At 73.1% G+C, this 25,720-nt stretch carries 21 protein-coding genes; 6 read left to right on the top strand and 15 right to left on the bottom strand.

Annotation, left to right across the window (positions count from 1 at the left end; genetic code table 11):
• Positions 1-7: 7 nt before the first annotated feature.
• From B1H29_RS08245 to B1H29_RS08270, 6 genes are all read right to left on the bottom strand, one after another.
• Positions 8-556 (bottom strand): DUF1697 domain-containing protein, encoded by a 549-nt coding sequence (locus B1H29_RS08245; RefSeq protein WP_055419613.1) that lies wholly within the window; start codon positions 554-556, stop codon positions 8-10.
• Between the two features lie 412 nt (positions 557-968).
• A complete protein-coding gene (mgt, locus tag B1H29_RS08250) occupies positions 969-2,234 on the bottom strand; it encodes a macrolide-inactivating glycosyltransferase (RefSeq protein WP_079160092.1) in 1,266 nt (421 codons plus the stop codon).
• Positions 2,231-3,010 carry a 23S rRNA (adenine(2058)-N(6))-methyltransferase Erm(O) gene (gene erm(O) / locus B1H29_RS08255; protein ID WP_055419615.1) on the bottom strand — a complete coding sequence of 260 codons (780 nt, stop codon included), beginning with the start codon at positions 3,008-3,010 and terminating at the stop codon, positions 2,231-2,233. Before erm(O) ends, mgt begins: the two co-directional genes overlap by 4 nt.
• Positions 3,011-3,315: 305 nt before the next feature.
• Positions 3,316-4,605 carry an ABC transporter substrate-binding protein gene (locus B1H29_RS08260; protein ID WP_055419616.1) on the bottom strand — a complete coding sequence of 430 codons (1,290 nt, stop codon included), beginning with the start codon at positions 4,603-4,605 and terminating at the stop codon, positions 3,316-3,318.
• Complete coding sequence (locus B1H29_RS08265; RefSeq protein ID WP_055419617.1) at positions 4,605-5,438, bottom strand: carbohydrate ABC transporter permease; 834 nt, start codon at positions 5,436-5,438, stop codon at positions 4,605-4,607. Before B1H29_RS08265 ends, B1H29_RS08260 begins: the two co-directional genes overlap by 1 nt.
• Entirely contained in the window at positions 5,435-6,406 is a 972-nt protein-coding gene (locus tag B1H29_RS08270) for a carbohydrate ABC transporter permease (protein ID WP_055419618.1), read from the bottom strand. Before B1H29_RS08270 ends, B1H29_RS08265 begins: the two co-directional genes overlap by 4 nt.
• Positions 6,407-6,602: 196 nt before the next feature.
• Here B1H29_RS08270 and B1H29_RS08275 point away from each other — a divergent pair, with 196 nt between their 5' ends.
• Complete coding sequence (locus tag B1H29_RS08275; RefSeq protein ID WP_055419619.1) at positions 6,603-7,466, top strand: phosphotransferase enzyme family protein; 864 nt, start codon at positions 6,603-6,605, stop codon at positions 7,464-7,466.
• A 31-nt stretch (positions 7,467-7,497) separates the two neighbouring features.
• On the opposite strand, the gene B1H29_RS08280 is transcribed toward B1H29_RS08275, so the two are convergent.
• Together B1H29_RS08280 and B1H29_RS08285 are read right to left on the bottom strand one after the other, a co-directional pair.
• A complete protein-coding gene (locus tag B1H29_RS08280) occupies positions 7,498-8,220 on the bottom strand; it encodes a 3'-5' exonuclease (protein ID WP_055419620.1) in 723 nt (240 codons plus the stop codon).
• A gap of 126 nt (positions 8,221-8,346) precedes the next feature.
• On the bottom strand, positions 8,347-9,594 hold the full coding sequence (locus B1H29_RS08285) for an SAV2148 family HEPN domain-containing protein (protein WP_055419621.1): 1,248 nt from the start codon (positions 9,592-9,594) through the stop codon (positions 8,347-8,349).
• Positions 9,595-9,960: 366 nt separating this feature from the next.
• Between B1H29_RS08285 and glgX the strand changes: the two genes are divergently transcribed.
• The 3 genes from glgX (at position 9,961) to B1H29_RS39850 (ending at position 15,070) form a co-directional block, all read left to right on the top strand.
• The gene (gene glgX / locus B1H29_RS08290) at positions 9,961-12,090 is read left to right on the top strand and encodes a glycogen debranching protein GlgX (protein WP_055419622.1); all 2,130 of its coding nucleotides are present in this window, start codon (positions 9,961-9,963) and stop codon (positions 12,088-12,090) included.
• 93 nt (positions 12,091-12,183) lie between these two features.
• On the top strand, positions 12,184-14,601 hold the full coding sequence (treY, locus tag B1H29_RS08295; RefSeq protein ID WP_055419623.1) for a malto-oligosyltrehalose synthase: 2,418 nt from the start codon (positions 12,184-12,186) through the stop codon (positions 14,599-14,601).
• 334 nt (positions 14,602-14,935) lie between these two features.
• Positions 14,936-15,070: a hypothetical protein gene (locus B1H29_RS39850; RefSeq protein WP_267891955.1), complete on the top strand. Its 135-nt coding sequence runs from the start codon at positions 14,936-14,938 to the stop codon at positions 15,068-15,070.
• A gap of 58 nt (positions 15,071-15,128) precedes the next feature.
• Here the strand turns inward: B1H29_RS39850 and B1H29_RS08300 are convergent, their stop codons facing one another.
• The 3 genes from B1H29_RS08300 to B1H29_RS08310 all read right to left on the bottom strand — a co-directional run bounded on the left by B1H29_RS08300 (position 15,129) and on the right by B1H29_RS08310 (position 17,685).
• Positions 15,129-15,587 carry an SSI family serine proteinase inhibitor gene (locus tag B1H29_RS08300; protein ID WP_055419624.1) on the bottom strand — a complete coding sequence of 153 codons (459 nt, stop codon included), beginning with the start codon at positions 15,585-15,587 and terminating at the stop codon, positions 15,129-15,131.
• Complete coding sequence (locus B1H29_RS08305) at positions 15,584-16,909, bottom strand: M14 family zinc carboxypeptidase (RefSeq protein WP_055419625.1); 1,326 nt, start codon at positions 16,907-16,909, stop codon at positions 15,584-15,586. The genes B1H29_RS08300 and B1H29_RS08305 overlap by 4 nt, the downstream gene beginning before the upstream one ends.
• A 224-nt stretch (positions 16,910-17,133) precedes the next feature.
• On the bottom strand, positions 17,134-17,685 hold the full coding sequence (locus B1H29_RS08310; RefSeq protein ID WP_055419626.1) for a DUF1707 and FHA domain-containing protein: 552 nt from the start codon (positions 17,683-17,685) through the stop codon (positions 17,134-17,136).
• Between the two features lie 195 nt (positions 17,686-17,880).
• On the opposite strand from B1H29_RS08310, the gene treZ reads away from it, so the two are divergent.
• Positions 17,881-19,626 carry a malto-oligosyltrehalose trehalohydrolase gene (gene treZ, locus B1H29_RS08315; RefSeq protein ID WP_055419627.1) on the top strand — a complete coding sequence of 582 codons (1,746 nt, stop codon included), beginning with the start codon at positions 17,881-17,883 and terminating at the stop codon, positions 19,624-19,626.
• Between the two features lie 65 nt (positions 19,627-19,691).
• Here the strand turns inward: treZ and B1H29_RS08320 are convergent, their stop codons facing one another.
• Both B1H29_RS08320 and B1H29_RS08325 read right to left on the bottom strand, forming a co-directional pair.
• Positions 19,692-20,696, bottom strand: a complete 1,005-nt coding sequence (locus B1H29_RS08320; protein WP_055419969.1) for a phosphotransferase family protein — start codon at positions 20,694-20,696, stop codon at positions 19,692-19,694.
• A gap of 56 nt (positions 20,697-20,752) precedes the next feature.
• Positions 20,753-21,883, bottom strand: coding sequence for an aminopeptidase P family protein (locus B1H29_RS08325; protein ID WP_055419628.1), 1,131 nt, complete (start codon positions 21,881-21,883; stop codon positions 20,753-20,755).
• 171 nt (positions 21,884-22,054) lie between these two features.
• On the opposite strand from B1H29_RS08325, the gene B1H29_RS08330 reads away from it, so the two are divergent.
• Positions 22,055-22,810 carry a phosphodiesterase gene (locus B1H29_RS08330; protein WP_055419629.1) on the top strand — a complete coding sequence of 252 codons (756 nt, stop codon included), beginning with the start codon at positions 22,055-22,057 and terminating at the stop codon, positions 22,808-22,810.
• Between the two features lie 34 nt (positions 22,811-22,844).
• Here the strand turns inward: B1H29_RS08330 and B1H29_RS08335 are convergent, their stop codons facing one another.
• Positions 22,845-23,447 carry a PDZ domain-containing protein gene (locus B1H29_RS08335; RefSeq protein WP_055419630.1) on the bottom strand — a complete coding sequence of 201 codons (603 nt, stop codon included), beginning with the start codon at positions 23,445-23,447 and terminating at the stop codon, positions 22,845-22,847.
• A 75-nt stretch (positions 23,448-23,522) separates the two neighbouring features.
• Complete coding sequence (cyc2, locus tag B1H29_RS08340; RefSeq protein WP_055419631.1) at positions 23,523-25,706, bottom strand: germacradienol/geosmin synthase Cyc2; 2,184 nt, start codon at positions 25,704-25,706, stop codon at positions 23,523-23,525.
• Positions 25,707-25,720 lie beyond the last annotated feature (14 nt).

Below are 25,720 nucleotides of genomic sequence, written 5' to 3' on the forward strand. Positions count from 1 at the left end.
TCGCGAGTCAGGAAGCGGTCAGCTCCACGAGCTTGACGACGGTGTTCCAGTTGCGGGTGGTGGCGATCAGACCCTTGGTCACCCCGGGTCTGGCGAGGGCCTCGGCGAGCTTGGAGCGGCCGAGGCCGTCCGGTGCGTACAGGTACAGGGCGCGGTCGCCGAGACGGAACTCCTCCGGGAGGAAAGCCGGTCGGTCGACCGCCGCGAAGCGCTCCGTGCCGACCGGCGCGGAGAAGTAGGTGACGTGCAGTTGCCTGGCCTCCAGGTCGGCGGCCGGGAACGGACACGCCTCGGCGACCGCCCGCAGATAGGCGTGGTCGCGCACGATCACGTCGACCGCGAAGCCGAAGCGTTCCTCGATCGCCCGCGTCAACTCGGCGGCCAGGGAGTCCTCGTCCCCGTGGCCGGACGCGAACACGGCCTGCCCGCTCTGCAGGTACGTGCGTACGGCGTCATGGCCGAGGCCCTCCAGGAGGTCGCGCAGTTCGGCCATCGGCACCTTTCTCGCGCCGCCCACGTTGATCCCGCGCAGCAGCGCCGCGTACATCGTCGTCATGCGCACACCATAGAGCGGCCGCCGTGCCCCGTGGGGGTGGGCACGGCGGCCGCGGCCACCCGCCGGGCGGGCGTGCGCGCCACTCTCGCCGATGCGCTGTGCGCGCTTCAACCACTACACGCGCCTGTGACTTATTCAACAACTCTGTGCAAGGAGTCCGGCCGAGCGTCGCACCCTGCTCCGGAACCCTGATCGACGCGACGATCGTCCGGAGCGTGCTGCTGCCGGCCGTGATGGCCCTGCTCGGCGAGCGCCCGGGACGACGAGGGCGAGCGGGTGGGGGGCGAGCGGGTGAGGGTGTGAGCGACCGCCTGGACGGTTGACGCACGGCTGCGAGCCGAAGGGCCCGTCGGCTCCCGGGAGTTCTCCCGGGCCCGACGGGCCCTTCGGCCTCTGCCGCTTCGGTACGCGGTCAGGCCCTCGCCGCCGCCAGCTCCGCCTCGATCAGGTCGGCGGCCCGTCGGGTGCCGCCCTCCTGCGCCATCCGGTCCTGGAGCTTCCGCAGACGCCCGGCCACCTCCGGGTCGTCGACGAGGGCGAGGGCTGCGGCGCGCAGCGCCTCGGCGGTCGCCTCCTCGATGGGCAGGTGTCGGGCGACGCCCAGCCCCTGGAGCATGTCCGCGTTGCCGAACTGGTCCACCGCCTGCGGTACGGCGATCATCGGCGTGGCGGTGGCCATTCCCTCCTGGCTGCCGCCGGCGCCCGCGTGGGTGACGAACAGGTCGGCCTGCTTGAGGATCGCCAACTGCGGTACCCAGGACCGCACTTCCACGTTGTCCGGTACGTCGCCCAGCTCCGCGGCGTCGACGTGCCTGCCGACCTGGAGCACCACGTGCCAGCCGGGCAGCTCGCCGAAGGCCTTGACGCACTCCCGGTAGAAGGCCGGCTGCTTGGTGAAGGACGACCCGAGGGAGACGAGGACGACCTTCTCGGCGCCGTCGGGACGCTGCCACTCCCCCTCGGCGGAGCGATCGCCCTGGCAGGCGCCGACGAAGGTGTACGTCGTCTCGTCGACGCGGTCGGCGTTGGGCTGGAGCGCCTTCGGGATCAGCACCAGGGAGCGGGCGGGGCGGCCGACGAACGGGTCGGGGTGCTCGGTGATCCCGTTCTCCTCCAGCCAGGCGTGGAAACGGGCGTAGTAGGACCGGCCGCGCTCGGTCTTCAGCGGCTCCTCCCACATCGGCTCACCGACCTCCTTCTCGTACCCCTCCCAGGCGACCAGGTTCGGCGAGAGGGAGACCACGGGCACGTTCCAGCGGTGACCGAGGACACGGGCCGGGTAGGAGGTGATGTCGTGCAGGACGAGGTCCGGCTCGTCGCCCTCGTACGCCTCGATGAGCTGCGGGAGCGCCTGGACGGCGTCGTTCAGGAACGGCTCGACGTTGTCGAGCAGTGTGGTCCCCCACGCCTCCGGGTCGGCATCGGGGCCGGGCAGCGTGCTGTTCCACAGCTTGGGTTCGGCGCCCGTCTCGGCGACCTTCTCCGCGAAGAGCGGCGGGATCGCGTACGTCACCCGGTGTCCTCGCGCGACGAGCTCGCGGATCACCTCCAGACTGGGGTTCACGTGGCCGTGCGCGGCGATGGAGAACATGGCGATGTGAGCAGGGCTGGTCATGTCTCGACGATATGCGAGACGATACGTCTCGTACAACTTCTTTTCCCGTACGTTCCTCCTCATGCCGCCAGCTCCTCGTGCAGCCGCAGCCACCTCTCGGGCGTCACCTCGCCGACGAGCACGCCGGGGTCCAGGCGCGCGGCCCGGAAGGCCGCGTCCAACCGGCGCCTGGGGTGGGCGCGGCGCAGGGACGCGTGCAGCGAGCCGCCGACTCCCGAGAAGCCCAGGTCGACCAGGTCGTGCCAGCTCCGGTGGGCGGCGTCGGCGAGCAGCGGGGTGCGGCGGCGTTCGATGCGCAGGATTCCGGCGTCGACGCGTGGCGCCGGCCGGAAGCCGTACCGGCTCACCCGCCCGGCGAGCCGCCACTCGTGGCGGGGCCAGGTCCGGACCGTCAGCAGGGTCCAGCGGCCGTAGTCGCCGGTGCGTTTGCGGGCGTACTCGAGCTGGGTCAGCAGCGTGGCGTCGGTGAGGCCGGGTGCGGTGAGGCACCAGTCGACGATGTCCGCGGTGCGGGAGAAGGGCACGTTCCCGGCGACGGAGAACGGTGTGCGCGGGGGCCGCGCGGCGAGGAAGTCACCGGCGACCACGTGGACGTGGGGTGTGTCCGCGAAGCGGGCGCGGAGCACGGGGACGAGCCGGGGATCGATCTCGTAGGCGTGCAGTTCCCGGCTGCGACGGGCGAGCGGCTCGGTGAGGGCGCCCTTGCCGGCGCCCACTTCGAGGAGGAGGGGCCGGTGCCGGCGGTCGGGGGCGGCGAGCCGGGCGACCCGTTCGGCGGTGGCGCGGTCGGCGAGGAAGTTCTGCGAGAGCGTGCGGGCACGCTGGGTGGGGCGGGCCATGGCCTGCGGTCCTTGTCTTCCGTGAAGGGGGAAAAAGGGCAGCCGAAGGCCCTGACCGGAAGACGAAGGCGAAAAGGGATGCGGAGGCTCAGCCCCGCCGCGCGTGTGTCACGTGTGTCAGCGGCGGGGGGACCCCGGGCCGGTCAGGGCTCCGGGGCCACGACGCATCCTGATGGCGTACGTGCAGCCCCGGCCGAGACCGGAGTTGATGATCGCGTTGAAAGCTGCCACGGAGGGGACACTAGGCGCCCGCGCGCCGGGCGGGCAACGGATTTTCCACCCGTCGCCGCCCGGCGCGGGAGCCGTCAGCGCTGGTAGCGGGCGAGGACGAGGTTTCCGTCCTCGACCAGGCGCTTGCGCAGCTCCGCCATGCCGATCGCGCCGCTGTAGTACTCCTGGAGCGCGGGCGTGGCCACCTTGTCCTTCCACTCGGGATAGCCCCTCACGGACTGGGCGGGTGCCGGGCGCAGATGGCCGGCGAGGGCGGTGCCCGTGGCCCAGCCGTGCTCGGCCGTGTGCAGGGCCGGGTCCTTCAGCGCCTCGGTACCGGTGGGCAGCATCCAGTCGCCGAGGGCGAGGCGCACCATGTTGTCCGGCTGGAGGAGGAAGTCGACGAAGGCCGCGGCCTCCTTCTTGTGCGGGCTGTCCTCCGCGATCGACAGGGTCTGCGGGCTGACGCCCTGAGTGAGCCCCTCGGCGCCCGCCGGGGCGGGCAGTACCCGCCAGTCGAAGCCCTCGGGTGCCTGCTGCTCGATCTGCTGGCGGTAGGAGAAGCCGAGCGGCACCATCGCGTACTTGCCCGCGAAGAAGCCGGGCAGGGTGTCGGAGCCGCCGCTGCCGAGGGTGGTGGAGGAGGCGCTGTGGTCGGTGTTGACCTGGTCGTGGATGGTGCGGGGCACCACCCGGTCGCCCTCCTCGAACCGGACGGTGACCTTCCCGTCCGCGCCGCGGTGGAACAGTTTCCCTCCCGTGGACAGCGACAGGTTGAGCGTGGCGGACACGGGCTCCTTGAGCGGCCAGGCCACCCCGTAGGTGCCGTCGCCGCTCAGCCGCTTCGTGACCTGGCGGAACTCCGCCCAGGACCACGGACGCCCGGGCGTCGGGACGCGCACGCCCGACTTGTCGAGCAGGTCGGCGTTGGCGATGAGTACCCGCGGCTCCTGGAGGAACGGCACACCGTAGACGCCGTCGCCGAAGGTGACCGTCTCCCAACTGCGCCGCGGGATGTCCGATTTGAGCCGGCCGGGCAGCAGGTCGGTCAGGTCGGCCAGGTAGCCGCCGTAGGCGAAGTCCGCCAGGTCGTCGGAGGCGTCGTGGATGATGTCGGGCGCCTCGCCGCCCTCGAAGGAGGTCAGGAGCTGGTCGTGGACGCTGTCCCAGCTTCCCTGGACGTACTCGACGCGCACGTCCGGGTGGGTGGCGTTCCACTCCCGGACCAGTTCCTTGTTGGCCGTGACGGACTCCTCCTGCCAGGCCAGGGACTGGAAGCGCAGGGTGATCCGGCCGTCGTCCGCGCCGTCGCCGCCGCCCGAGCAGCCCGCGAGCAGCAGGGAGAGGGAGACGAGCAGGGTCGTGATCCTCGTACGCGTCGGCATCAGCTCTTCACCGCCCCGGCGAGCATGCCGCCCGTGATCCGCCGCTGGATGAGTGCGAAGACCACCAGCGAGGGCAGCGTCGCGAGGAAGGCCGCCGCCGCGAGCGGGCCGAGGTCCGCCACGCCCTCGGCGCCGATGAAGTGGGTGAGGATCACCGGCAGGGTCTGTTTCTCCGGTGTCTTCAGCAGCACCAGCGCGAAGAAGAACTCGTTCCACGCGGTGATGAAGGCGAACAGCGCCGTCGCCACGATCCCCGGCGCGAGCAGCGGCGCGGTCACCGACACCAGGACGCGCAGCCGGCCGGCGCCGTCGACCGCCGCCGCCTCCTCCAGCTCGGCCGGCACCGCCCGGACGTACCCGGCGAGCATCCACAGCGCGAACGGCAGCGACCACACGACGTACACCATCACCAGCCCGGCCACGGAGTTGATCAGCCGGAGGTGCTTCAGCACCAGGAAGAGCGGGATGATGAGCAGTACGAAAGGGAAGGCCTGGCTGACCACGACCCACCCGGTGGCCGCCCTGCCGAGCCGGCCGCGGTGCCGGGCCATCACGTACGCCATCGGCGTGGCGATCACCACGGCGATCACGGCGGCGCCGAGCGCGGCGAGCAGGGAGTTGAAGGCGGCCCGCAGCAGCGGCTGTTCGTCGAAGGCCTGGCGGAAGTTGTCGAGGGTGGGGTTCTCCGGGATCCAGGTGGGGTGGAGGCTCGCCAGTTCCTGCGGCGGTTTGAACGCGGTGGAGATCAGCCAGAGGAACGGGAAGGCCAGGAAGACGAGATACGCGAGCAGCGCGGCGTACTGGCCCACGCGGGCCCCGGTCGAGGTCCTCATGCCTCACCACCTCCCTTGAGGTCGCCCTTGGGTTCGCCCCTGAGTCCGCCCTTGAGCCGGCCGGCGAGGAAGACGGCCAGCAGGACCGAGATCACGGCGACCATCACGCAGCCCATCGCCGCCGCATAGCCGAACTGCCCGTAGCGGAAGGCCTCTTCGTAGGCGAAGAGCATGGGCAGCCGGGTCCGGCCGCCGGGGCCTCCGTTGGTCAGCACGTAGACCAGGGCGAAGGAGTTGAAGTTCCAGATGAGGTTGAGCGCGGTGATGGCGAGCGCGACCGGTCTGAGGGCGGGCCAGGTGACCGTGCGGAAGCGGCGCCATGCTCTGGCGCCGTCGACCGCGGCGGCCTCGTGCAGCTCGCGCGGGGTGTTCTGCAGTCCGGCGAGCAGGGCGACCGTCGTCTGCGGCATGCCGGCCCAGACGCCGACGACGATGACGGCGGGCAGGGCGGTGGCGAGGCCGCTGAGCCAGTCGCGGCCGTCGCCGAGGCCGAGGTCGCGCAGGGTCTCGTTGAGGATGCCCGCGTCCGGGTTGTAGACCAGCCGCCACATGATGCCGACGACGACCTCGGGCATCGCCCAGGGGATGATCGCCAGCGCGCGGGCCAGCCAACGCATCCGCAGGTTCTGGTTGAGCAGCAGGGCCAGGCCGAGCGCGAGCAGGAACTGCGGCACCGTCACCCCGACGGCCCACACCAGCCCGATCCTGAACGACTCCCAGAACAGCGTGTCGTGCATCAGGTCCTGGAAGTTCAGCGTGCCGACCCACTGGGTGGGCTCCGTCCGGCCCGACTGGGCGTCGGTGAACGCCAGCAGGATGCCGTAGAGCAGCGGCCCCACGCTGAGCACCAGGATGGGGATCAGGGCGGGCAGCACCAGGAACCAGGCACCGTGATCCGGGCCGCGCCGTAACCGGTCCGTACCGGGCGCGCGGCGCGCCGGCTTTCTCGACTCGGTCACCGATGTCACGTAATCAGCCCCTTTGCGCGGCTCGAACGGGCCTGGTCATGGTCGTGAAGGCGCCGTGCCCCGTCAAGAGCCCGCGCACACGCTCCCACCTGTGCGAATGCGACACTGACGGACGGATGGCGGGAACCGGGCGGACATGACGGACACGACCGGGCGGCCGGCACCACGGACACGACCGACACGGAGGCAGGCGACGATGGACGAGGCACGGGCCCGGGAGGTGCTGGCCGCGGCAGGGGTGCTGCCCGGACCGGCACGGGAGGCGCGGCTGCTCGCCCTCGGCGAGAACGCGGTGTTCGCCGTCGGTGACCTGGCGGTCAAGGTGGGCCGCGACGCCGAACTCCTCGACCGGGCACGCCGGGAACTGGCCGTCGCGGTGTGGCTGGAAGAGGCCGGTGTGCCCGCGGTGCGGGCGGCCGACCCGACCGCGCTGTTCGTCGAGGGGCACCCGGTGACCGTGTGGCGGCGGCTGCCCGATCCGGTACGGCCCGCGGAGCCCCGGGACGTGGCCGCACTGCTCCGGCTTGTCCACGCGCTGCCCGCCCCCTCCTTCGAGCTGCCGCCCCGCGAACTGCTGGGCGGGGTGGAACGCTGGCTGCGGCTCGCGGGTGACGTGATCGCCCCCGCGGACGCCGCGTACCTGCGCGAGCGGCGCGACGGCTTCGCGACGGCCGCCGCCGCGCTCACCCCCCATCTGCCGCCGGGCCCGATCCACGGCGACGCCCTGCCCCGCAACGTGCACGTCGGTCCCGACGGTCCGGTCCTGGTCGACCTGGAGACCTTCTCCGCCGACCTGCGCGAGCACGACCTGGTGGTGATGGCGCTCAGCCGGGACCGCTACGGGCTGCCCGCCGAGGCGCACGACGCCTTCACCGCGGCCTACGGCTGGGACGTGCGCGAGTGGGACGGCTGCGCGGTGCTGCGCGGCGCCCGGGAGACCGCGAGCTGCGCGTGGGTGGCCCAGCACGCGCCGAGCAATCCCAAGGCGCTGGCCGAGTTCGAACGCCGGGTGGCGTCGCTGCGGGACGGGGACCCGACGGTGCGGTGGTACCCGTTCTGACCCCGTGTCGCCTTCCGGCGTCCGGCCGGGGTCAGACCCGCTCGTCGGCCGGCTCGCGCACCGGCCACGTCCCGTCGACTACGGCCGTGGCGTCGCCCTTGCGGCGCAGGAAGCTCTGGAAGTCCGCCGCCCACTCGGCGTACCACTCGATCTGGCGGTGGTGCAGGTCCGCCGGGCCGAGGGACGCGACCTTGGGGTGGCGGCCGGCTATCGCGCAGGCCAGCCGGGCCGCGGCGAGGGCGTCGGCCGTGGCGTCGTGGGCGGCGTCGAGCGGGACGCCGTACTCCCGGCAGACCGCTTCCAGGTTGCGCTTGCCGCGGCGGTAGCGGTCGACCGCACGGTCGATGGTGTACGGGTCGATGACCGGGGCGGGGTCGAGGCCGCCCAGGCGGTCGCGGAGGGACGGCAGCCCGTAGCGCCGCAGTTCCGCGGAGAGCAGGGTGAGGTCGAAGGCCGCGTTGTAGGCGACGACCGGGACGCCCGTCTTCCAGTAGGCCGCGAGCACACCGGCGATGGCGTCGGCGACCTGGTCGGCGGGCCGGCCCTCGGTGGCCGCCCGTTCGTTGGTGATGCCGTGCACCGCGACCGCGTCCGCCGGGATCTCCACGCCGGGGTCGGCCAGCCACTCCCGGCGGCCTCGCGGCTCCCCGCCCATGACCTCGATCACGGCCCCCGTGACGATGCGCGCCTCGCGCGGATCGGTGCCCGTCGTCTCCAGGTCGAAGCCGATCAGCAGCTCCCGGTGCCAGCCCATGGGCGGTCCCCCTTCTCGGTGGTGCGTTCCCCCAGTGGTCTCCACCTTCCCACGGGCCACTGACAATCAGAGGATCGCATTCCGTTTAGGCCCCGCGCCCGACCGGCGCCCGGCCGACGCCGTCGCTCAGGACACCGGCCGCGAATCCGCCCACATCGACTCGAACTCCTCGCGGTAGGTCGGAAAAAGTCCGCCTTCGTCCGCCTGGTCCGACTTCACGACCTTGCCGCCGTTGCGCCCGTTGCGCAGTACGAGCACCGGCGCCTCCATCCCCCGCGTCCGGCGCAGGTAGGACTGCACGACCGCGATGCCGTCGGCGCCGTCCCCGTCGACGAGGTAGGCCGTGAAGCGGGGCGTCTCGTCGAAGACCTGGATCTCGAACGCGCCCGGGTCCCGCAGCCGGGCGCGCACCCGGCGCATGTGCAGGATGTTCATCTCCACCGCGCGGCTCAGCTCGCCCCGCTTGATGCCCAGTTCGCGCTCGCGGCGCTTGATGGCGCTGGAGGCCGGGTTCAGGAAGAGCAGCCGCACCCGGCCGCCGGACTCGGCCAGCCGCAGCAGCCGGCGGCCGGAGAAGTTCTGCACGAGCAGGTTGAGGCCGATGCCGAGGGCGTCCACGCGCCGCGCGCCGCCGAAGAGGTCCTCGGCCGGGAACTGGCGCAGCAGCCGCACCCGGTCCGAGTGCACGGCGACCACGTCGGCGTACCGGTCGCCGACCAGGTCCTCCACCGCGTCGATCGGCAGGCGGCGCGTGGACGGCACGTCGCCGCCCGCGCCGAGGACCTCCAGCAGCCGCGCGGAGGCCCGCTCGGCCTGGTTCAGCACCGCCTCGGACAGCGCCCGGTTGCGGGAGACGACGTTGCGGGTGACCTCCAGCTCGTCCAGGGCGAGTTCCACGTCGCGGCGCTCGTCCACGTAGGGCTCGAAGCAGGGCCAGTGCTGCACCATCAACTCGCGCAACTGCGGCAGGGTGAGGAAGCTGAGGACGTTGTCGTCGGCCGGGTCGAGCAGGTAGCCCTTGCGGCGGCTGACCTCGCGGACGGCGACGGCCCGCTGCACCCACTCCTGGCCGGCGGGTCCGGCCGCGGCCACCACCCACTCGTCGCCGTGGACGGGTTCGTAGACCGGCCTCAGGACGGCGGCCACGACCGCGCGCAGCCGCTGTTCGACGAGGTTGAGCCAGATGTAGGCCCGGCCCGCCCGCTGCGCACGGGTGCGCACCTCGTGCCAGGCGTCGGTGTCCCAGTCCAGTTCCGGACCGATCGCGCCGGCGTTCATCGGCCGCGCCAGGGACACCGCACCGGGCGGGACGTCCGTGGAGTTCCCCTGGTGACCGTCGTCACCAGGAGGCAGCTCCAGCCCTCCCGAGCCCACCCGCGCACCGCCTTCCGCTCCCTGGGAGCACTCCCGGTCAGACCCCGTCCCAACGATCAAGGAAGGGTACTCCGCGAGCGGTCCGCGGTGCAGCCCGATGGACGGGCCGGTTTTCCCAACATCCTTGATCCACAAGCCCGTTCCGGTCGGCGGGACACCGGGGAGTGAGCGGATTCATAGAGGTGACGTGGCCGGGTACGGGGAAGGATTCCCCGCGCCCCTCCCGGGGCGCGCCCCGAGCGGAAGGCCGAAGGGTGGGTAGGAGGACGTACGTGCTAGGTGGTCGCCTCACTTTCGGGGAGACTTCCGGGAGACTCGGAGCCAAGGCGTCCGCACCGGCGCCCCACACCTGAAAGAGTCGTGTCCATGCAGGTCTGGCCTGGAGAGGCGTATCCACTCGGTGCCACGTACGACGGCGCCGGCACCAACTTCGCGGTCTTCACGGAGGCCGCCGACCGAGTAGAGCTGTGTCTGCTGCACGACGACGGCTCGGAGACCGCGATCGAGCTGCGGGAGAGCGACGCGTTCGTACGGCACGCGTACGTGCCGGGCGTGATGCCGGGGCAGCGGTACGGCTACCGCGTGCACGGCCCGTACGCCCCGGAGCGCGGGCTGCGCTGCAACAGCGCCAAGCTGCTCCTCGACCCGTACGCGCGTGCGATCAGCGGCTCGATCCAGTGGGGCGAGGAGGTGTACGGCTACCACTTCGGCGACCCCGGACGGCGCAACGACCTGGACTCGGCTCCGCACATGATGACGTCGGTCGTGGTCAACCCGTACTTCGACTGGGGCGACGACCGGCGCCCCCGGACGGAGTACCACCACACGGTGCTCTACGAGGCCCACGTGAAGGGCCTCACCATGCGGCACCCGGGCCTCCCCGAGGAACTGCGCGGCACCTACGCGGCCCTCGCCCACCCGGCGCTCATCGAGCACCTGACCGAGCTGGGGGTGACCGCGCTGGAGCTGATGCCGGTGCACCAGTTCGTCAACGACCACCGCCTGGTGGACATGGGCCTGAACAACTACTGGGGCTACAACACGATCGGCTTCTTCGCCCCGCACAACGCGTACGCCTCCTGGGGCGACCGCGGCCAGCAGGTGCTGGAGTTCAAGTCGGCCGTGAAGGCACTGCACGAGGCGGGGATCGAGGTCATCCTCGACGTGGTCTACAACCACACCGCCGAGGGCAACCACCTGGGCCCGACCCTGTCCTTCAAGGGCCTCGACAACCCCTCCTACTACCGGCTGACCGACGACCCCCGCTACTACATGGACACCACGGGCACCGGGAACTCGCTGCTCATGCGGTCCCCGCACGTGCTTCAAATGATCATGGACTCGCTGCGCTACTGGGTCACCGACATGCACGTCGACGGATTCCGCTTCGACCTGGCCGCCACCCTGGCCCGGCAGTTCCACGAGGTGGACCGGCTGTCGTCGTTCTTCGACCTGGTGCAGCAGGACCCCGTGGTCTCCCAGGTGAAGCTGATCGCCGAGCCGTGGGACGTGGGCGAGGGCGGCTACCAGGTGGGCAACTTCCCGCCGCTGTGGACCGAGTGGAACGGCAAGTACCGGGACACCGTGCGGGACCTGTGGCGCGGCGAGCCGCGCACGCTGGCGGAGTTCGCGTCCCGCCTGACCGGCTCCTCCGACCTGTACCAGGACGACGGCCGCCGCCCGCTGGCCTCGATCAACTTCGTGACCTGCCACGACGGTTTCACCCTGCACGACATGGTGGCGTACAACGACAAGCACAACCAGGCCAACGGCGAGGACAACCGGGACGGCGAAAGCCACAACCGGTCCTGGAACTGCGGTGTCGAGGGCGACACCGACGACCCCGCGGTGCTGGAGCTGCGGGCCCGGCAGATGCGGAACTTCATCGCCACCCTGCTGCTCTCCCAGGGCGTGCCGATGATCAGCCACGGCGACGAGTTCGCCCGCACCCAGCGCGGCAACAACAACGCCTACTGCCAGGACAACGAGCTGGCGTGGGTGGCATGGCCCGACGGCGACGGCGACGTCACCGGTACGGGTACCGGGCTGCTGGAGTTCACCCGCGCGATGGTGTGGCTGCGCAGGGACCACCCGGTCTTCCGCAGGCGGCGCTTCTTCCACGGGCGGCCCGTGGAGGGCACCCACGACGAGCTGTCGGACATCGCCTGGTTCACCCCGGAGGGTGCGGAGATGACCCAGCGGGACTGGAACTCGGCGCGCGCGTCGGCCCTCACCGTGTTCCTGAACGGCAACGCGATCTCCGAGCCCGGCGCGCGCGGGGAACGCATCGCCGACGACTCGTTCCTGCTGATGTTCAACGCCTCACCCAAGCCGCTGGACTTCGTGGTGCCGGTCGACCACGGCCGGCAGTGGGAGGTCGTCGTCGACACCTCCCTGACAAAGGGCGTGCCCGCGGACACGGCCGCGAAGGTACAGGCCGGGGACCGGCTGACCCTGGTGGACCGAAGCCTCGTGGTGCTGCAGCGGCCCGTCTGAGGAACGTGCGGGCGTGTCCGCTCCGGACACGCCCGTACGTCCGTGCAGGGGGCAGATGACACGAAAGGCGGCGGGGCGGGTACGTAGCTCTGCATGACGCCTGAGCGACCCGACCCGGTGCTGTCCGCCACCTCCCCGGCCCCCTCGGCCACCTACCGGCTGCAGCTTCAGCCCGCGTTCCCGTTCGCGGCCGCCGCGGCTGCCGTGCCGTACCTGGCCTCGCTCGGTGTGTCGCACCTGCACCTGTCCCCCGTCCTGGAGGCGGTCCCGGGCTCGCCGCACGGCTACGACGTGGTGGACCACGCGCGCGTGCGCGAGGAGCTGGGCGGCGAGGAGGGACTGCGGGCGCTGGCGCGCACCGCGCGGGAGCACGGTCTGGGCCTGGTGGTGGACATCGTGCCGAACCACATGGCCATGTCGCCGCGGCACAACCGTGCCCTGTGGGAGGTGCTGCGCCAGGGGCCGACATCACCGTTCGCGCGGTGGTTCGACATCGACTGGGAGGCTCAGGGCGGCCAGGTGCTGATGCCGGTGCTCGGCGCACCGGTCGGCGAGGTGCTGGACGAGCTGCGGGTCGACGGCGACGTGCTGCGCTACCACGACCACGCGTTCCCGCTGCGGGACGGCACCGGTGAGCTGCCGCTGCCGCAGCTCCTGGACGCGCAGTGGTACCGCCCGGTGTGGTGGCGGCTCGCCCGCACCGAGCTGAACTACCGGCGCTTCTTCAGCATCTCGGAGCTGATCGGCGTGCGCGTGGAGGACCCGGAGGTGTTCGAGGCCACGCACGCCACGATTCTGCGGCTGCTGCGCGAGGGGGTGTTCGACGGTCTGCGCGTCGACCATCCCGACGGCCTCGCCGACCCCGACACCTACCTCGGGCGGCTGCACGAGGCCGGTGGCGGACGGTGGACGGTCGTGGAGAAGATCCTCGCGGACGGCGAGCGGCTGCCCGCCGCCTGGCCCGTCGCGGGCACGACCGGCTACGACGCCCTGCGACACGTCGACGGCCTCTTCACGGATCCGGCCGGGTACGGGGAACTGCTCGGCCAGTACCGCAGGTTCGCCGCACCGCAGACGGACCGCGGCGGGGAGTGGGCGGCGACGGTGCGGCGGGCGGCGTACAAGGTGCTCACGCACGAGCTCGCCACCGAGATGGACCGGCTGACCCGGGTGGCGCACCGCCTGTGCGTGGCCTCGCCGGACCCGGTCCTGCGCGACCGGGCGCCGTGGGCGCTGCGCACGGCGTTGCGGGAGCTGCTGGTCCGGCTGGAGGTGTACCGGCCGTACGCGTCGGTGGACGCGGCTTCGGTCGTCACCGAGGAGGCGGCGGCCGAGGCGCGGCTCGCGTTCACGGTGCCGGAGGAGGCCGGCGCGGTGGACGTCGTACGGGGCCTGGTGCTGGGGCGGTACGGGGACGGGCCGGAGCACGTGGAGTTCCGGACGCGGTTCGCGCAGACCGCGTCCGCGCTGCGCGCCAAGTCGGTGGAGGACACGGCGTTCTACCGCTATGTGCCGCTGCTGTCGGCGACCGAGGTGGGCCAGAACCCGGGGAGTCCGGCCCTGTCACCGCAGGAGTTCCACGCGTACTGCGCGCGCGTGCAGCGCGACTGGCCCGCGACCGGCACGGTCGTCTCGACCCATGACACCAAGCGCAGCGCCGACGTACGCGCCGCGCTGGCCGTGCTCACCGAGTGCCCCGAGCGATGGGCGGAGGTCCTCACGGAGGTCACCCGCACCGGCGACGGCGCGCCGGACGCGCAACTGGCGTGGGCGGCCTGGCAGACGGTGTTCGGGCTGGGACCGGCGGACGGGGAACGCGTGCGGGAGGCGCTGTTGAAGCATGTGCGCGAGGCGGGGATGTACACCGGCTGGACCGAGCAGCAGCCTCCGTACGAGGCGGCGGTGGCCCGGTTCGTGTCGACGGGGCCGTGCGGTGCGCCGGGTGGGCGGGTGGTCGCCTTCCGCGACACCCTGGAGCCGCACATCCGGGCCAACGTCCTCGGCACGGCCCTGACGCACCTGACGATGCCGGGGGTGCCCGACCTCTACCAGGGCACCGAGGGCGAGTACCTGGCACTGGTGGATCCGGACAACCGCCGGCCCGTGCGCTTCGGAGAGGACGAAAGGGACACGGAGGGCGGCGTGGGCGGTCGGGGCGGTGAGAAGGGCGCGGTGACCCGGGCGGCGCTGGCGTTGCGGGCACGGCGGCCCGACGCGTTCGGCGACGCGGCGACGTACGAGCCGCTGGCCGCCGAGGGCCACGCGGCGGCGCACTGCGTGGCCTTCGTCCGTTCCGGCGAGGTCCTGACCGCCGTGACCCGGCTGTCACTGCGGCTGGCGGAGGCGGGCGGCTGGCACGGCACGACCCTGCCCCTGCCGCCGGGCCGGTGGGCCGACGCGCTGACGCCCGGTCGGGAGTTCACGGGGCACGCGCGCGTGGAGGACCTTTTCGCGGGGGTGCCGGTGGCGCTGCTGGAGCGGGTGGGTGCGGAGGGGGGAGACGGGGACTGACCGCCCTCGTGCTGAGAGGAACTCCGCAGGCGCCGGCTGTGGCGCCGGGCGAGTGGGAGGACGGGGAGAAACGAGGACCGAGCCACGGGCCGGGCGCCGCCAGGACGCGGGACCGGCCCTCCGGCGTCGTCGCACTTCCGCGTTGCCGTCCCGCTCGTGAGCGGCCCGCGCCAGGCCGCTTTCGCGGGTGCCGGCGGTACCGGTGCGGCCGGGGCGGGAAAGGGGCGGGCTGGGCCGATCGGCCGGCGCCGAGGAGTCACCCCGGCCGTGCGCCGCACGCCCCGGCCGTGCGGCCTCGGCGTGTCGGGTCAGCGCCGGGGCCGGGGGGCCGCGGATGCCGGCCGGACGTGGCGTGAGGTGGGTGGGGCGGTCGGTGCCGGGCCCGGCCGAACGGCTCCTGGTGGCCGTGGGGCGGACGCCGGTCACCGACGGCCTCGACCTGACCGCCGCGGGCCTGCACCAGCGGTGACGCGGTCGGCGGCCGGGCAGGCGCCCCGAGGTGTCACCGGCTCACCGGCCCGCCCCGCTCACCCCTCCGTGTCCCAAGCGAACACCGCCCCCGTGCGCGCCGCCATCACGCACGGGTTGGGGAAGGTCCGCGTGTACTCCACCGGCTGCCCCCGCCACTGCCCGTGCGCGTGGGCGGTCACCGGTGCGTAGATCATCGGGCAGTGGGTCTCCCGCAGCGGGATGTCGGCGATGCGGCCGTCCGTGGCGTCGAGTTCCGCGCAGGCGCGGGCCGCGCGGGCGTGGCCCCGGGGCGGGTCGCACAGCAGGAGGGCACTGCGTGTGGCACCGGACTGGGTGCCCGGGACACCGGGCCGTGCGCCCGGCCGGGTGTCGCCCTGGGTGACGGTGAGGAGGAGCCAGTCGCTCGCCGGTTCCCGCCCGGCGACGGCCTGTGCCGGGACCGCGCAGGTGAGGAGGAGGGCCGCGGCCGCCAGGAGGCCGGTCCGTGCCGCTCGGGTTGTGGTGATGTGGGTCATTCCCGGTGCATCGGCACGGCGGCCTCGGAACCCCAGCCCGGCTCACCCGAACGGGAGTGAGCGGTGGGGCGCCGCCCGGCCAGTTCGAAGGCGGCGAGTACGACGCGCGTCTGGTACTCGACCTGGCGCGCGAGAGGGATCCAGCGGGCCGCGCAGCCGTCGCGGTAGTCGGCGCAGCCCTCGTCGACGAGCCGGTCCAGCTCGGGCAGGACGCCCGCCGGATCGGCTCCGGTACGGGTCACGAGCTGATGCAGCAGTCCCGCGGTCCGCAGGGACAGGCGCCGTCCGGCAAGGCGCAGGGCGACCAGGTGGGCGGTGCTCATCGGCGGGAGGGAGCGGCCCGATCCGTCGTCGGTGTCGGGGTCCCACGCGTCGGCGAGCCGGGGGCAGACCAGCAGGTAGTCGTCGACCGGTGCGAGGAGGTGCGCCGCCTCCGGCACGGTGGCGAGGTGCGGCCGGACGCGGGCGAGGACCCGGTGCAGGCGCCGGGTGTCGTGCCGCAGGGTGCGGCTCACGGACCGCAGCACCGCGTCCCGGTCGGCCGGGGGCGAGCCGTCCGCCACGGCGGCCACACCCCACATGGGCGCCTCGACGACGGCGGTGACGGTGCCGTACCGCTGCGGGTGGCACCACGTCGAGTCGACGGCGGCCTCGGTGATGGCCGCGGTGAGGTCGCCGCGGCGTGGCGGCGGGATGCGGTACACGGCGGGTCCGAGGTCGGGCCAGTACAGGGTGTCGTACGCGCCGAGTTCCCGGGGGATGCCGAGCCGGGCCGCGGTGTGGGCGATGCGCTGGGCGAGGCCCGGCAGGTCGTGGGTGAGCTCGGCGAAGCCGCCGCCGACGTCGACGCCGTGCAGGGAGCACTGCAGGAAGGGCCGCAGTTCGTCCTGGAGTGCGAGCAGGGTGCGGGTCTCCGGCAGCGCGGCGTGGTCCGGGCCGTGCGGCAGCCACTCGGGCTGCTCCAGGAAGCCGGGCCGGAAGAAGTTCCGGGCGTAGCGGCCGAGGGTGTACGGGCCGGACAGCCAGCCCTCGTTGCGGCGCAGGCCGTCGGGGTCGACGCACAGCAGCAGGTTCCAGGTGGCGTCGGCACCCTCGGTGAGCCGGGGGTCGGCCAGGGCGCGCTCGGCCAGCCGCAGGACGGTCGCGCCGCCCACGGGTTCGTTGGCGTGCGGTCCGGCGACGACGAGGGTCTGGCGGCTGCCGTGGCCCACGGAGAGCAGCCACAGCGGGGCGCCCGCGCGGGAGGTGCCCACGCGGCGGAGCCGGGCGCGTCCGGGATGACGGGCGGCGAGAGCGGTGGCCCGTGCGCCCAGCTCGTCCACGGTCGGATAGCGCAGGAGGGGCGGCAGGGCACACCTCCACGATGCGGGCCGTCGGTTCACCTGGCGTGCGCGGTGTACGCACAGTCAGTCACGACTTGGGGGGTACGTCAACACCATGAAAAAGAATGCGATTTGCCCCACGGATCCGGCTCGCCGGCCGCCCCACCGCGATGCGCGACAACGAGTGAAGCCCAGGCCAGAGCTGTGCTCCCCCTGTCCTGGGTTCAGCCCACCGCGAGGCGGAAGGCCATCTGGCCGAAGCCGATCTGGTCACCCTCGCGGACGACGGCCACGCCGATGACCCGCCGCCCGTTGACCGTGGTGCCGTTGGTCGAGCCGAGGTCGCGCAGCACCCACATGCCGCCCTGGCGGCTGAGCTCCGCGTGCACGCGGGAGACCGTCTCGTGGGTCAGCCGCAGCCCGCTCGCCGGGTCGCGTCCTATGCGCAGCGGGTGGCCGGTACCGGGGTGCGGCAGCAGCAGCTTGGGCAGCCGCTCGGCCTGCCAGGCCCTGCGCAGCCGTACGCCGAACCCGGACACCGCCTCGACGGTGCCGAACACCAGCCGCGACATCCGGCCCTCGGTGGGCAGGTCGGCGGTGAGCGCGGCGAGTTCCTCCACTCGGCGGGCGGCGAACGCCAGTTCCATCCGGCGGATGAACGTCTCGTGCGACAGACGCCCCATGGCGACGCCGTCCCGTAGCACCTTCAGCGCCTTGTCGCGCTCCGCGTCGGACAACCGCGCGGGGTACGTGTTGAACTCGAAGGACGACGTCACGCAGGTGATTGTCGGTCAGCCGGGCCGGAGTGTCCAGAAAACGGGAAACGGCCACCGCGCGCGGCACCCACGGCCGCCACACACGCGGCACGGCACGACACCCGCCGCGAACGGCGGCTTTCGGCAGCGGAGAGATCACTTTTGCAGGACCATGGACGGGCTACATCACGGTGAGCAGACGAAGGGGAACCGTCCGTGCAGTTCGAGGTGTGGGCACCGCTGGCCGGCCGAGTGACGTTGCAGTGCGACGGCGCCACGCGCGCGCTGGAGCGCGATCCGGAGCGGCCGGGGTGGTGGTGCGGTGAGGCCGGGGCGCGGGACGGCTCGCGGTACGGATTCGCGGTGGACGACGGGCCGGTGCTGCCGGACCCGCGCTCGCGCCGGCAGCCGGACGGACCGGACGGGCTGAGCGCGGTCGTCGACCACGGAAGGTACGCCTGGCGTACCGAGTGGAGCGGGCGTCCGCTGCCCGGCGGCGTCCTGTACGAGCTGCACGTGGGCACCTGCACGCGCGAGGGCACACTCGACGCCGCCGCCGAGCGGCTCGGCCACCTCGCCCGCCTGGGCGTCACGCACGTCGAGCTGATGCCGCTGTGCCCCTTCCCCGGCCGGCACGGCTGGGGGTACGAGGGGGTCTCGCTGTGGGCGGTGCACGAACCGTACGGCGGGCCCGAGGCGCTGAAACGGTTCGTCGACCGGGCCCACGAACTGGGCCTGGGCGTGGTCCTGGACGTGGTGCACAACCACCTGGGCCCGTCCGGCAACTACCTGCCCGCCTTCGGCCCGTACTTCACCGACACCCACCACACGCCCTGGGGCGTCGCCGTCAACCTGGACGCACCCGGCTCGGACGAGGTGCGCGCCTACCTGGTGGACAGCGCGCTGGCGTGGCTGCGGGACTACCGGATCGACGGACTGCGTCTGGACGCGGTGCACGCCCTGGTGGACACGCGCGCGTGCCACTTCCTGGAGGAACTGTCGACCGCTGTGGACGGCCTCTCCGCCGACCTGGAGCGCCCGCTGTTCCTGATCGCCGAGACCGACCTCAACGATCCGCGGATCATCACCCCGCGCGCGGAGGGCGGCCTGGGCGTGCACGCGCAGTGGAACGACGACTTCCACCACGCCCTGCACGCCGCGCTGACCGGGGAGTCGCAGGGCTACTACGCCGACTTCGCGCGTGCTCCGCTGGCGGCGCTCGCCAAGACGCTGACGCGGGGCTACTTCCACGACGGCACCTACTCCGCCTTCCGGGGCCGCTCCCACGGGCGCCCGCTGGACCGCGGCCGGGTGGCCGCGCACCGGCTGGCCGGCTACAGCCAGACCCACGACCAGGTCGGCAACCGCGCCCGCGGGGACCGTTTGGCCGCGCTGGTCTCCCCCGGTCTGGCGGCCTGCGCGGCGACGCTGACGCTGACCGCGCCGTTCACACCGATGCTGTTCATGGGCGAGGAGTGGGCGGCGGGCACACCGTGGCAGTTCTTCACCGACCACACCGACCCGGAGCTCGCGGCCGCCGTACGCAACGGCAGGCGGCGGGAGTTCGCCGCGCACGGCTGGCGGGAGGAGGACGTGCCCGACCCGCAGGACCCGGCGACGCGCGAGCGGTCCTGCCTCGACTGGTCCGAGCCGGAACGCGAACCGCACGCGCGCGTACTGGCCTGGTACCGCCGGCTGATCGCCCTGCGGAGCGAGGAGCCGGACCTGACCGACCCGGACCTGGCCGACACCAGGGTGGCGTACGACGCCGAGGCACGCTGGCTGGCCTTCCGGCGCGGGGACATCCGGGTGGCCGTCAACCTGGGTCCCGAACCGGCGGCGATCCCCTTGGGCAGCCGCCCCGCGCGCGTGCTCGCCGCATGGGAACCGGTGCGGGCGCCGGGGGCTGACGGGGTGCTGCGCGTACCCGGCGAGTCGAGCGTGGTGCTCGAACAGAAGTGACGGCGGCGATGAGGGTGACAGAGCGACGCGGACGACGTGACGCGGGTGACAGGGAACGGGGGCGATCAGGCGGGGGCGCCGCCGCCCGTGCCGCCGTCCCTGCCGCCGGCCGCACTGTCGTCCATGCCGTCCTCGCGCAGTTCCGTCACCCGTTCCAGCAGGATCGGCTCCCACGCACGCCGCAGCCGGGTCCTGAGCAGGGACACGGGCAGGGGCACGGGCAGCGGCCCGGACGCGGAGGCGGCGGAGCGGCCGGAGAGGGCCGCGACGAGTTGGACGAGGGTGTCGCAGCGGGCCAGCCACAGGCCGCGCAGGCACGGCCGGGCGCCGTAGCCGGCGAGGGTGGCGGCGCGGACGGCGGCGGGCGAGCCCACGGAGAGCGCGAGCCCGGCGATGTCCTCGGCCGGGTCGCCGAGGACCGCGTCGGTCCAGCCGAGGACGCCGCGCACCCGGCCGTCGGCGCCGACCACGAGGTGCTCGCCGGCCAGTCCGTGGTGGACGAGCACGGCCGCGCCGGGCTGGGCGGCGAGCTGGACCGTCGCCGCCCGGGTGAGCCGTTCCGGCCGCGCGGCGTCGAACTCGTCGGCCTCGGCGAGCCGCCGGGCGGCGCGCTCGGCGGCCTCCCGCAACGTCTCCAGCGAGCGCGGGGCCGCCCGGGGCACGCCGAGGGTCTCGGCCTGGCCGACCGGCACCTCGCGCACTCCGGTGAGCAGCGCCGCGAGGTCGGCCTCGCCCAGGGCCGACACGTCGTGGTCCTCGCCCGATTCGCCGGGCACCTTGGCGTCCAGGGTGTAGGTCAGACCCGGCGCCCACTCCCCGTGCGCCACACTCGTCGGCACCGCGACGGAGACGTACGGCCGCACCAGCTCGCGCAGGCGCAGTTCGCGCCGCTGCCGTACTGCGGCCTCGCGGTCGGGGGCCAGGCGCAGCACACACCGGGCGCCGACCCACCAGGTGGCGGGCTCGGTGCCCTCGGTGACGGGCCGGACATCGGGTTCCGCGCTCTCGCCCAGCAGGGAACGGACCAGTCGGCGGACGGTGTCCGCGGTGGGTGTCGGTGCCTGGGTCATGGTCGCGCCGTCGTCTTCCGGGTCTGCCGGGGCGTTCGGGGTCCGTCCGTCGTCGGTCACTCCACTATGACCATCTCCCGGGTGGTGTCGTTGAGGCGCCGGCCGCCGCCCCCGGTGACCGTGACGATGTCCTCGATGCGTACCCCGAAGCGGCCGGGCAGATAGACGCCGGGCTCGACGGAGAAGCACATGCCGGGGACGAGGGGCTGCTCCTCGCCCTCGATCATGTACGGCGGCTCGTGCGTGGTGACGCCGATGCCGTGCCCGGTGCGGTGGATGAAGTACTCGCCGTACCCGGCGCCGGCGATGACCGCGCGGGCGGCCCGGTCGACGTCCTGGCAGGCGGCACCGGGCCGCACCGCCCCGAAGCCCGCCTCCTGCGCCTCGCGGACGAGGTCGTGCACCCGCCGCTCCTCGTCGGTGGGCTCGCCCACGTGGACGGTGCGTGAGGTGTCGGAGCCGTAGCCGTCCTTCAGACCGCCGAAGTCGAGGACGACCATGTCGCCGTCCCCGATGACGCGGTCGCCGACCTCGTGGTGCGGGTTGGCTCCGTTCGGGCCGGAGGCCACGATCGTGAAGTCGACCTGCGCGTGCCCGAACCGCCGCAGCAGACCGGCGAGGTCGGCGGCGACGTCGGACTCGCGACGACCGCCGAAGCGCACCTGCCGGATCTCGTCGAACGCGGCGTCCGCGGCCGCCCCCGCCGCCGCCAGCAGTTCCAGCTCGGCCGCGTCCTTGACGGCGCGGAGCATGGGCAGCGCCTCGGTGAGGGAGGCGTACGAGGTGCCGGGCAGCGCCCTCTGGAGGGCCAGCAGGTGCATCGCCCAGGCGTTGTCGCTGATACCGAACCGCCCGGAGCCGTCGAGGAGAGCGGCGGTGGCGGCGTAGGGGTCCTTGCCGTCGGTCCAGTCGCGCAGGGTCAGGGCGGGGGCGCCGGCGGCCTTCTCGGCGTCGGGGGCCTCCAGCGTCGGAACGACGAGGACGGGGTCGCGGCCGGCGGCGAGGACGAGCAGGGTGAGCCGCTCGGTGGCCGCGGTGGGCGCGTAGCCCGTGAGCCAGACGAGGTCCGGCCCAGGCGCCACCAGCAGCCCGGCCAGCCCGGCGTCGGCGGCCGCCCGCGCGGCCCGTTCCATCCGGGCCCGGTAGTCGTCGGCGGTGAAGGGAGCAGTGGGCGCGCTGCCGGTCATCCGGGCCTCCCTGGGCGGCGAGAGTGAAGGGACTACGGGCAGCATCCTGCCCCGGGCGAGGGAGCGACGCGAGCCGATCGGCATTGATCGGCCACTGGAGTTAATGGTGTGATGCCGTTCGAACGTTAGCCATGAGGGCGTGCCCCGCGGCGCCCGGAGGAGGCCTGCACCGTGCTCGTACTCGCGCACATCAGCGATCTGCACCTGGACGGGAGCGCGCGGGCGACCGAGCGCGCCGAGCGGGTCCGCGACCGGCTCCGGCGACTGCCGGGGCCGGTGGACGCCCTGCTGGTCACCGGGGACATCGCGGACCACGGCACGGAGGAGGAGTACGAGGAGGCCGCCCGCGTCCTGGGGCTGCGCGACGGCACCGCGCCGTTCCCCGTGCTGACCTGCCCCGGCAACCACGACAGCCGCGCACCCTACCGCAAGGCCCTGCTCGGCCTGCCCAGCGCGGAGGGGCCGGTCAACGAGGCGCGGGTCTTCGACGGCGGCGCGGTGCTGATGTGCGACTCCAGCATCCCGGGAAGCGACGAGGGGGAGCTTGACGAGGAGACGTACGGCTGGATCGAGGCGACGCTCGACGAACTCGGCGCCGAGCGCCCGGCCCTCCTCGCCTTCCACCACCCGCCCACGGCCGTGCACCACCCCCTGCCCGACTCCTGCCGGCTGCGCCACCCCGAACGCCTCGCCGCGCTGCTCAAGCGGCGGCCCTCGATCGCCGGGCTGATCACGGGGCACGCCCACACACCCGCCGCCACCGTGTTCGCCGGGCGGCCCCTGGTGGTGGGCCCCGGAGTGACGTGGACCCTGCGGCTCCCCTGGGAGGGCGATCGGATCGCGGACCGGGACGCCCCGGTCGGGCTGGCCTACCACGTCCTGGACGACACCGGACGGCTGACGAGCCACTTCCGTACGGTCGCGTGACGTCGGGCGCGTCGCGACGGCCGGGTGACGGGCGTCAGGTGACGACCCCCGGTACGGCGGTGAGCTGCTGGTAGCCGCCGCTCTCGTGGCGCACCGTCACCTTGACCTCCTTGCCCGGCCGGGCGCGGGCCACGGCGTCGACGAGGTCGGCGGCCGAGTCGACCCGGGTCGCGCCGAACGCCAGGAGCACGTCACCCCGGACCAGGCCCGCCGCGTACCCGGGGCCGGGCACGTGGACGCCCACGACCAGAGCCCCCGGCTTCTCGTCGTCCACGGCCTCCACGCCGAGGGTCGCGGCGGCCGGCGCCGGGGACGGGGACGGACCGGTCGACGGATGCGCGGCGGCGGCCCGGCTGCCCGGCCGCGCTTGCGCACCCGGCTCCGCTCCTGGCCCCGACGCCCCCGCCTGCCGTTGCAGTTCGGCGAGTTCGCTCATGCCGATCACCGTGGCGCCCATCGTGCCGAGTCCCACGCCCGCCAGGAGCAGGATCGTCGCGGAGAACACGCCGAGCAGCAGGATGGTGAGCCGTCGGCGGCGCCGGCTCCCGGTATGCGGACGCCGGACGTCGTCGGGCGCGGTGCCGCCCCCCGGTTCCTGACCGGGCATCGGCTTGGGTCGCAACGCTGTCTGTTCCATGGATCGCCTCCGGCAGGTGCTCTACCCGGCGCACCGGCGCGTGACGAGCCACGAAAGAGTGAGACTGACCGACGGTCAGCCGAGCGCGGGCAGTGCGGCGCGCGCCGGGACGGGAACGGCCGGGACCCGGTCCGGGAGGAACCCGTGGGTTCGCCCGGCCAGGTACTCGGCCTTGTACCGCGGGACCTCGCGGTGCCAGTTGAGGATGCCTGCCATCCAGTTCTGCAGGTCGGTCACATAGCCCCGCATGACGGCCCGCGCCTCGTCCGAGAGCCGGAAGTCGTCGTAGACGACCGGCAGTTCGTGCGCGACGACGTGCTCGAACTGGCGCATGCGCTGGTTCATGAGGTCCTGCACGACGTTGAGGGCCGCCGGATAGCCGACGCCGAAGAAGTTCTGCACGACGAGGACGGCGTTGTGGATCTCGCCCTCGTACTCGATCTCCTTCTGATAGGAGAAGACGTCGTTGAGGAGGCACGCGTAGTCGATCGCCGCGTTCTCCAGGGAACGGACGGGACCGCTGCGGTAGACCTCGGGCGGCACGGCGGGCCCGTGACCGGCGCGGCACAGGCCCAGGGTGAGATCGGAGCCGAAGGTGGCTCGCCGCATCTCCAGGTAGTCGACCGGGTCGGGGACGCGGTTCTGGATCTGGTTGGACAGCTCCCACACCCAGGCCTCGGTCATCGTGTCGACGGCCGACTTCAGCGGGCGCCGCTCCTCGGGCGTCATGCCGGCCGTGGTACGGGCCCACAGGTCGGTCAGGGAGCGCTCCATGGCGTTGGCGGGCGGCGGGACCGGTTCGCCGTCGAGCGGCATGCAGGCCGACAGACGGGCCGTGGTCAGCCGGGCGGCCGCCAGATCGCGGCGGTGGCCGTAGACCAGCGGGTAGTAGTCGTCGCCGTAGGTGCCGAAGGCCAGCCAGCCGGAGGCGAGGTTCAACTGCTCCTGGGTCGCGTCCGGGTCGAGGCCCGCGGCGCACAGGGGAAGGTCGCAGCTCGCGAGTTTGTCCTCGTCCCAGACCCCCTCGCTGAGGAAGCCGATCGCGCGCGACCACTCGAACAGGTGCCGTCGGGCACCGTCCAGGGCGGGGCTCAGCTCCAGCGGGAACGGCATGTGGATGTCGGGGATGATCGAGGGCCCGACCTTCTGGAAGGGCACGTACGTGTAGGGGCGGGCCCGCTGGGCGCCGGCCGCGGCGAGCAGCGTACCGACGTCGGCGGCGGAGGTGCCGGGGCCGGTCAGCGCCTGCCAGCCGGCGGCGGGACGCACGCCCTTGTTCATGTACCTGCTGGAACGCGTGTGCCATTCGTGGCCGCCGGACTGCCAGTCCTGCAGACCCTTCGCGTACAGCCCGACGGCGGTGACCTCGGCCGGGGTCAGGCCGCTCTCCAGGGCGATCGCGGGAACCTCGGTGAACGCGGTGTGCTCGAACTGGTGCAGCCGGGAGGTGAGGACGTCGTTGACGAGTTCGGCGGCCTCCTGCGTGGTGCAGTCGAAGAAGGTCTCCAGGACCAGCACCCCGTTGCTCAGCTCACCCTCGTCCTCGACCTCCCGCTGGTAGGAGAAGAGGTCGTTGCGCAGGTGCACGGCGTCGGAGAAGGTCTCCATCAGGACCCTGAGCGGCCGGGAACCGGCGACGGCGGCGGGTACCTCGGCGGTCGCGTACTCCACCAGCCCGGCCGACCAGGGGGCGCCGCCGACCTTGCGGCGCATCTCGATGTACTCGACGGGGTTGGCGATCCGCCCCTCGTTGATGTTGGACAGTTCCCACAGGGACTCGTTGAGCAGGTGCTCGGTGGCGACGGCGAAGCGGCGGCGCCAGTCGGCCGACATCGCCGGCACGGTCCGCCTCCAGAGGTCGGCGAGACCGGCCTCCACCGGGTTCTCCGGCTCGGGCATGTCGGTGGCGAGGTCGAGCGGCATGAACAGGGGGAGCCGGTCCAGGTGGGCCTTGCCGGCGACGCGGTCCTGACTGCGTTTGAACTTCTCCAGGAAGTGGTCGTCGAAGAAGAAGACCCACACGTACCAGTCGGTGATGAGGGAGAGCGCCGGCCCGTCGCAGTCGGGGTGGGTGTAGGCGCAGAGCAGGCCGTAGTCGTGTGCGTCGAGGTCGGCCTGGTCCCAGACCCCTGAGCCCTCCAGCATGCCCGTCTCGCGCGCCCACGCCGTCGAGTGGGCGCGGGCCTCGTCGAGGTGCGGGTTCAGCCGCGCGGGGTGCGGCAGGTAGAAGTGCGGGAGTTCGAAGGGCTGTCGCGTCATGGCCGGGCCCTACC

The sequence above is a fragment of the Streptomyces pactum genome, assembly GCF_002005225.1.
GTDB lineage: Bacteria > Actinomycetota > Actinomycetes > Streptomycetales > Streptomycetaceae > Streptomyces > Streptomyces pactum_A.

Coding starts and splice junctions, on each gene's coding strand:
- mgt (WP_079160092.1), bottom strand. CDS start 2,234: ATGAGGAGGAACGTACGGGAAAAGAAGTTGTACGAGACGTATCGTCTC.
- B1H29_RS08325 (WP_055419628.1), bottom strand. CDS start 21,883: ATGACCGGCAGCGCGCCCACTGCTCCCTTCACCGCCGACGACTACCGG.
- B1H29_RS08265 (WP_055419617.1), bottom strand. CDS start 5,438: ATGAGGACCTCGACCGGGGCCCGCGTGGGCCAGTACGCCGCGCTGCTC.
- B1H29_RS08245 (WP_055419613.1), bottom strand. CDS start 556: ATGACGACGATGTACGCGGCGCTGCTGCGCGGGATCAACGTGGGCGGC.
- cyc2 (WP_055419631.1), bottom strand. CDS start 25,706: ATGACGCGACAGCCCTTCGAACTCCCGCACTTCTACCTGCCGCACCCC.
- B1H29_RS08260 (WP_055419616.1), bottom strand. CDS start 4,605: ATGCCGACGCGTACGAGGATCACGACCCTGCTCGTCTCCCTCTCCCTG.
- B1H29_RS08320 (WP_055419969.1), bottom strand. CDS start 20,696: ATGACCCAGGCACCGACACCCACCGCGGACACCGTCCGCCGACTGGTC.
- B1H29_RS08300 (WP_055419624.1), bottom strand. CDS start 15,587: ATGACCCACATCACCACAACCCGAGCGGCACGGACCGGCCTCCTGGCG.
- B1H29_RS39850 (WP_267891955.1), top strand. CDS start 14,936: ATGCCGGCCGGACGTGGCGTGAGGTGGGTGGGGCGGTCGGTGCCGGGC.
- treY (WP_055419623.1), top strand. CDS start 12,184: ATGACGCCTGAGCGACCCGACCCGGTGCTGTCCGCCACCTCCCCGGCC.
- B1H29_RS08280 (WP_055419620.1), bottom strand. CDS start 8,220: ATGGGCTGGCACCGGGAGCTGCTGATCGGCTTCGACCTGGAGACGACG.
- B1H29_RS08275 (WP_055419619.1), top strand. CDS start 6,603: ATGGACGAGGCACGGGCCCGGGAGGTGCTGGCCGCGGCAGGGGTGCTG.
- B1H29_RS08335 (WP_055419630.1), bottom strand. CDS start 23,447: ATGGAACAGACAGCGTTGCGACCCAAGCCGATGCCCGGTCAGGAACCG.
- glgX (WP_055419622.1), top strand. CDS start 9,961: ATGCAGGTCTGGCCTGGAGAGGCGTATCCACTCGGTGCCACGTACGAC.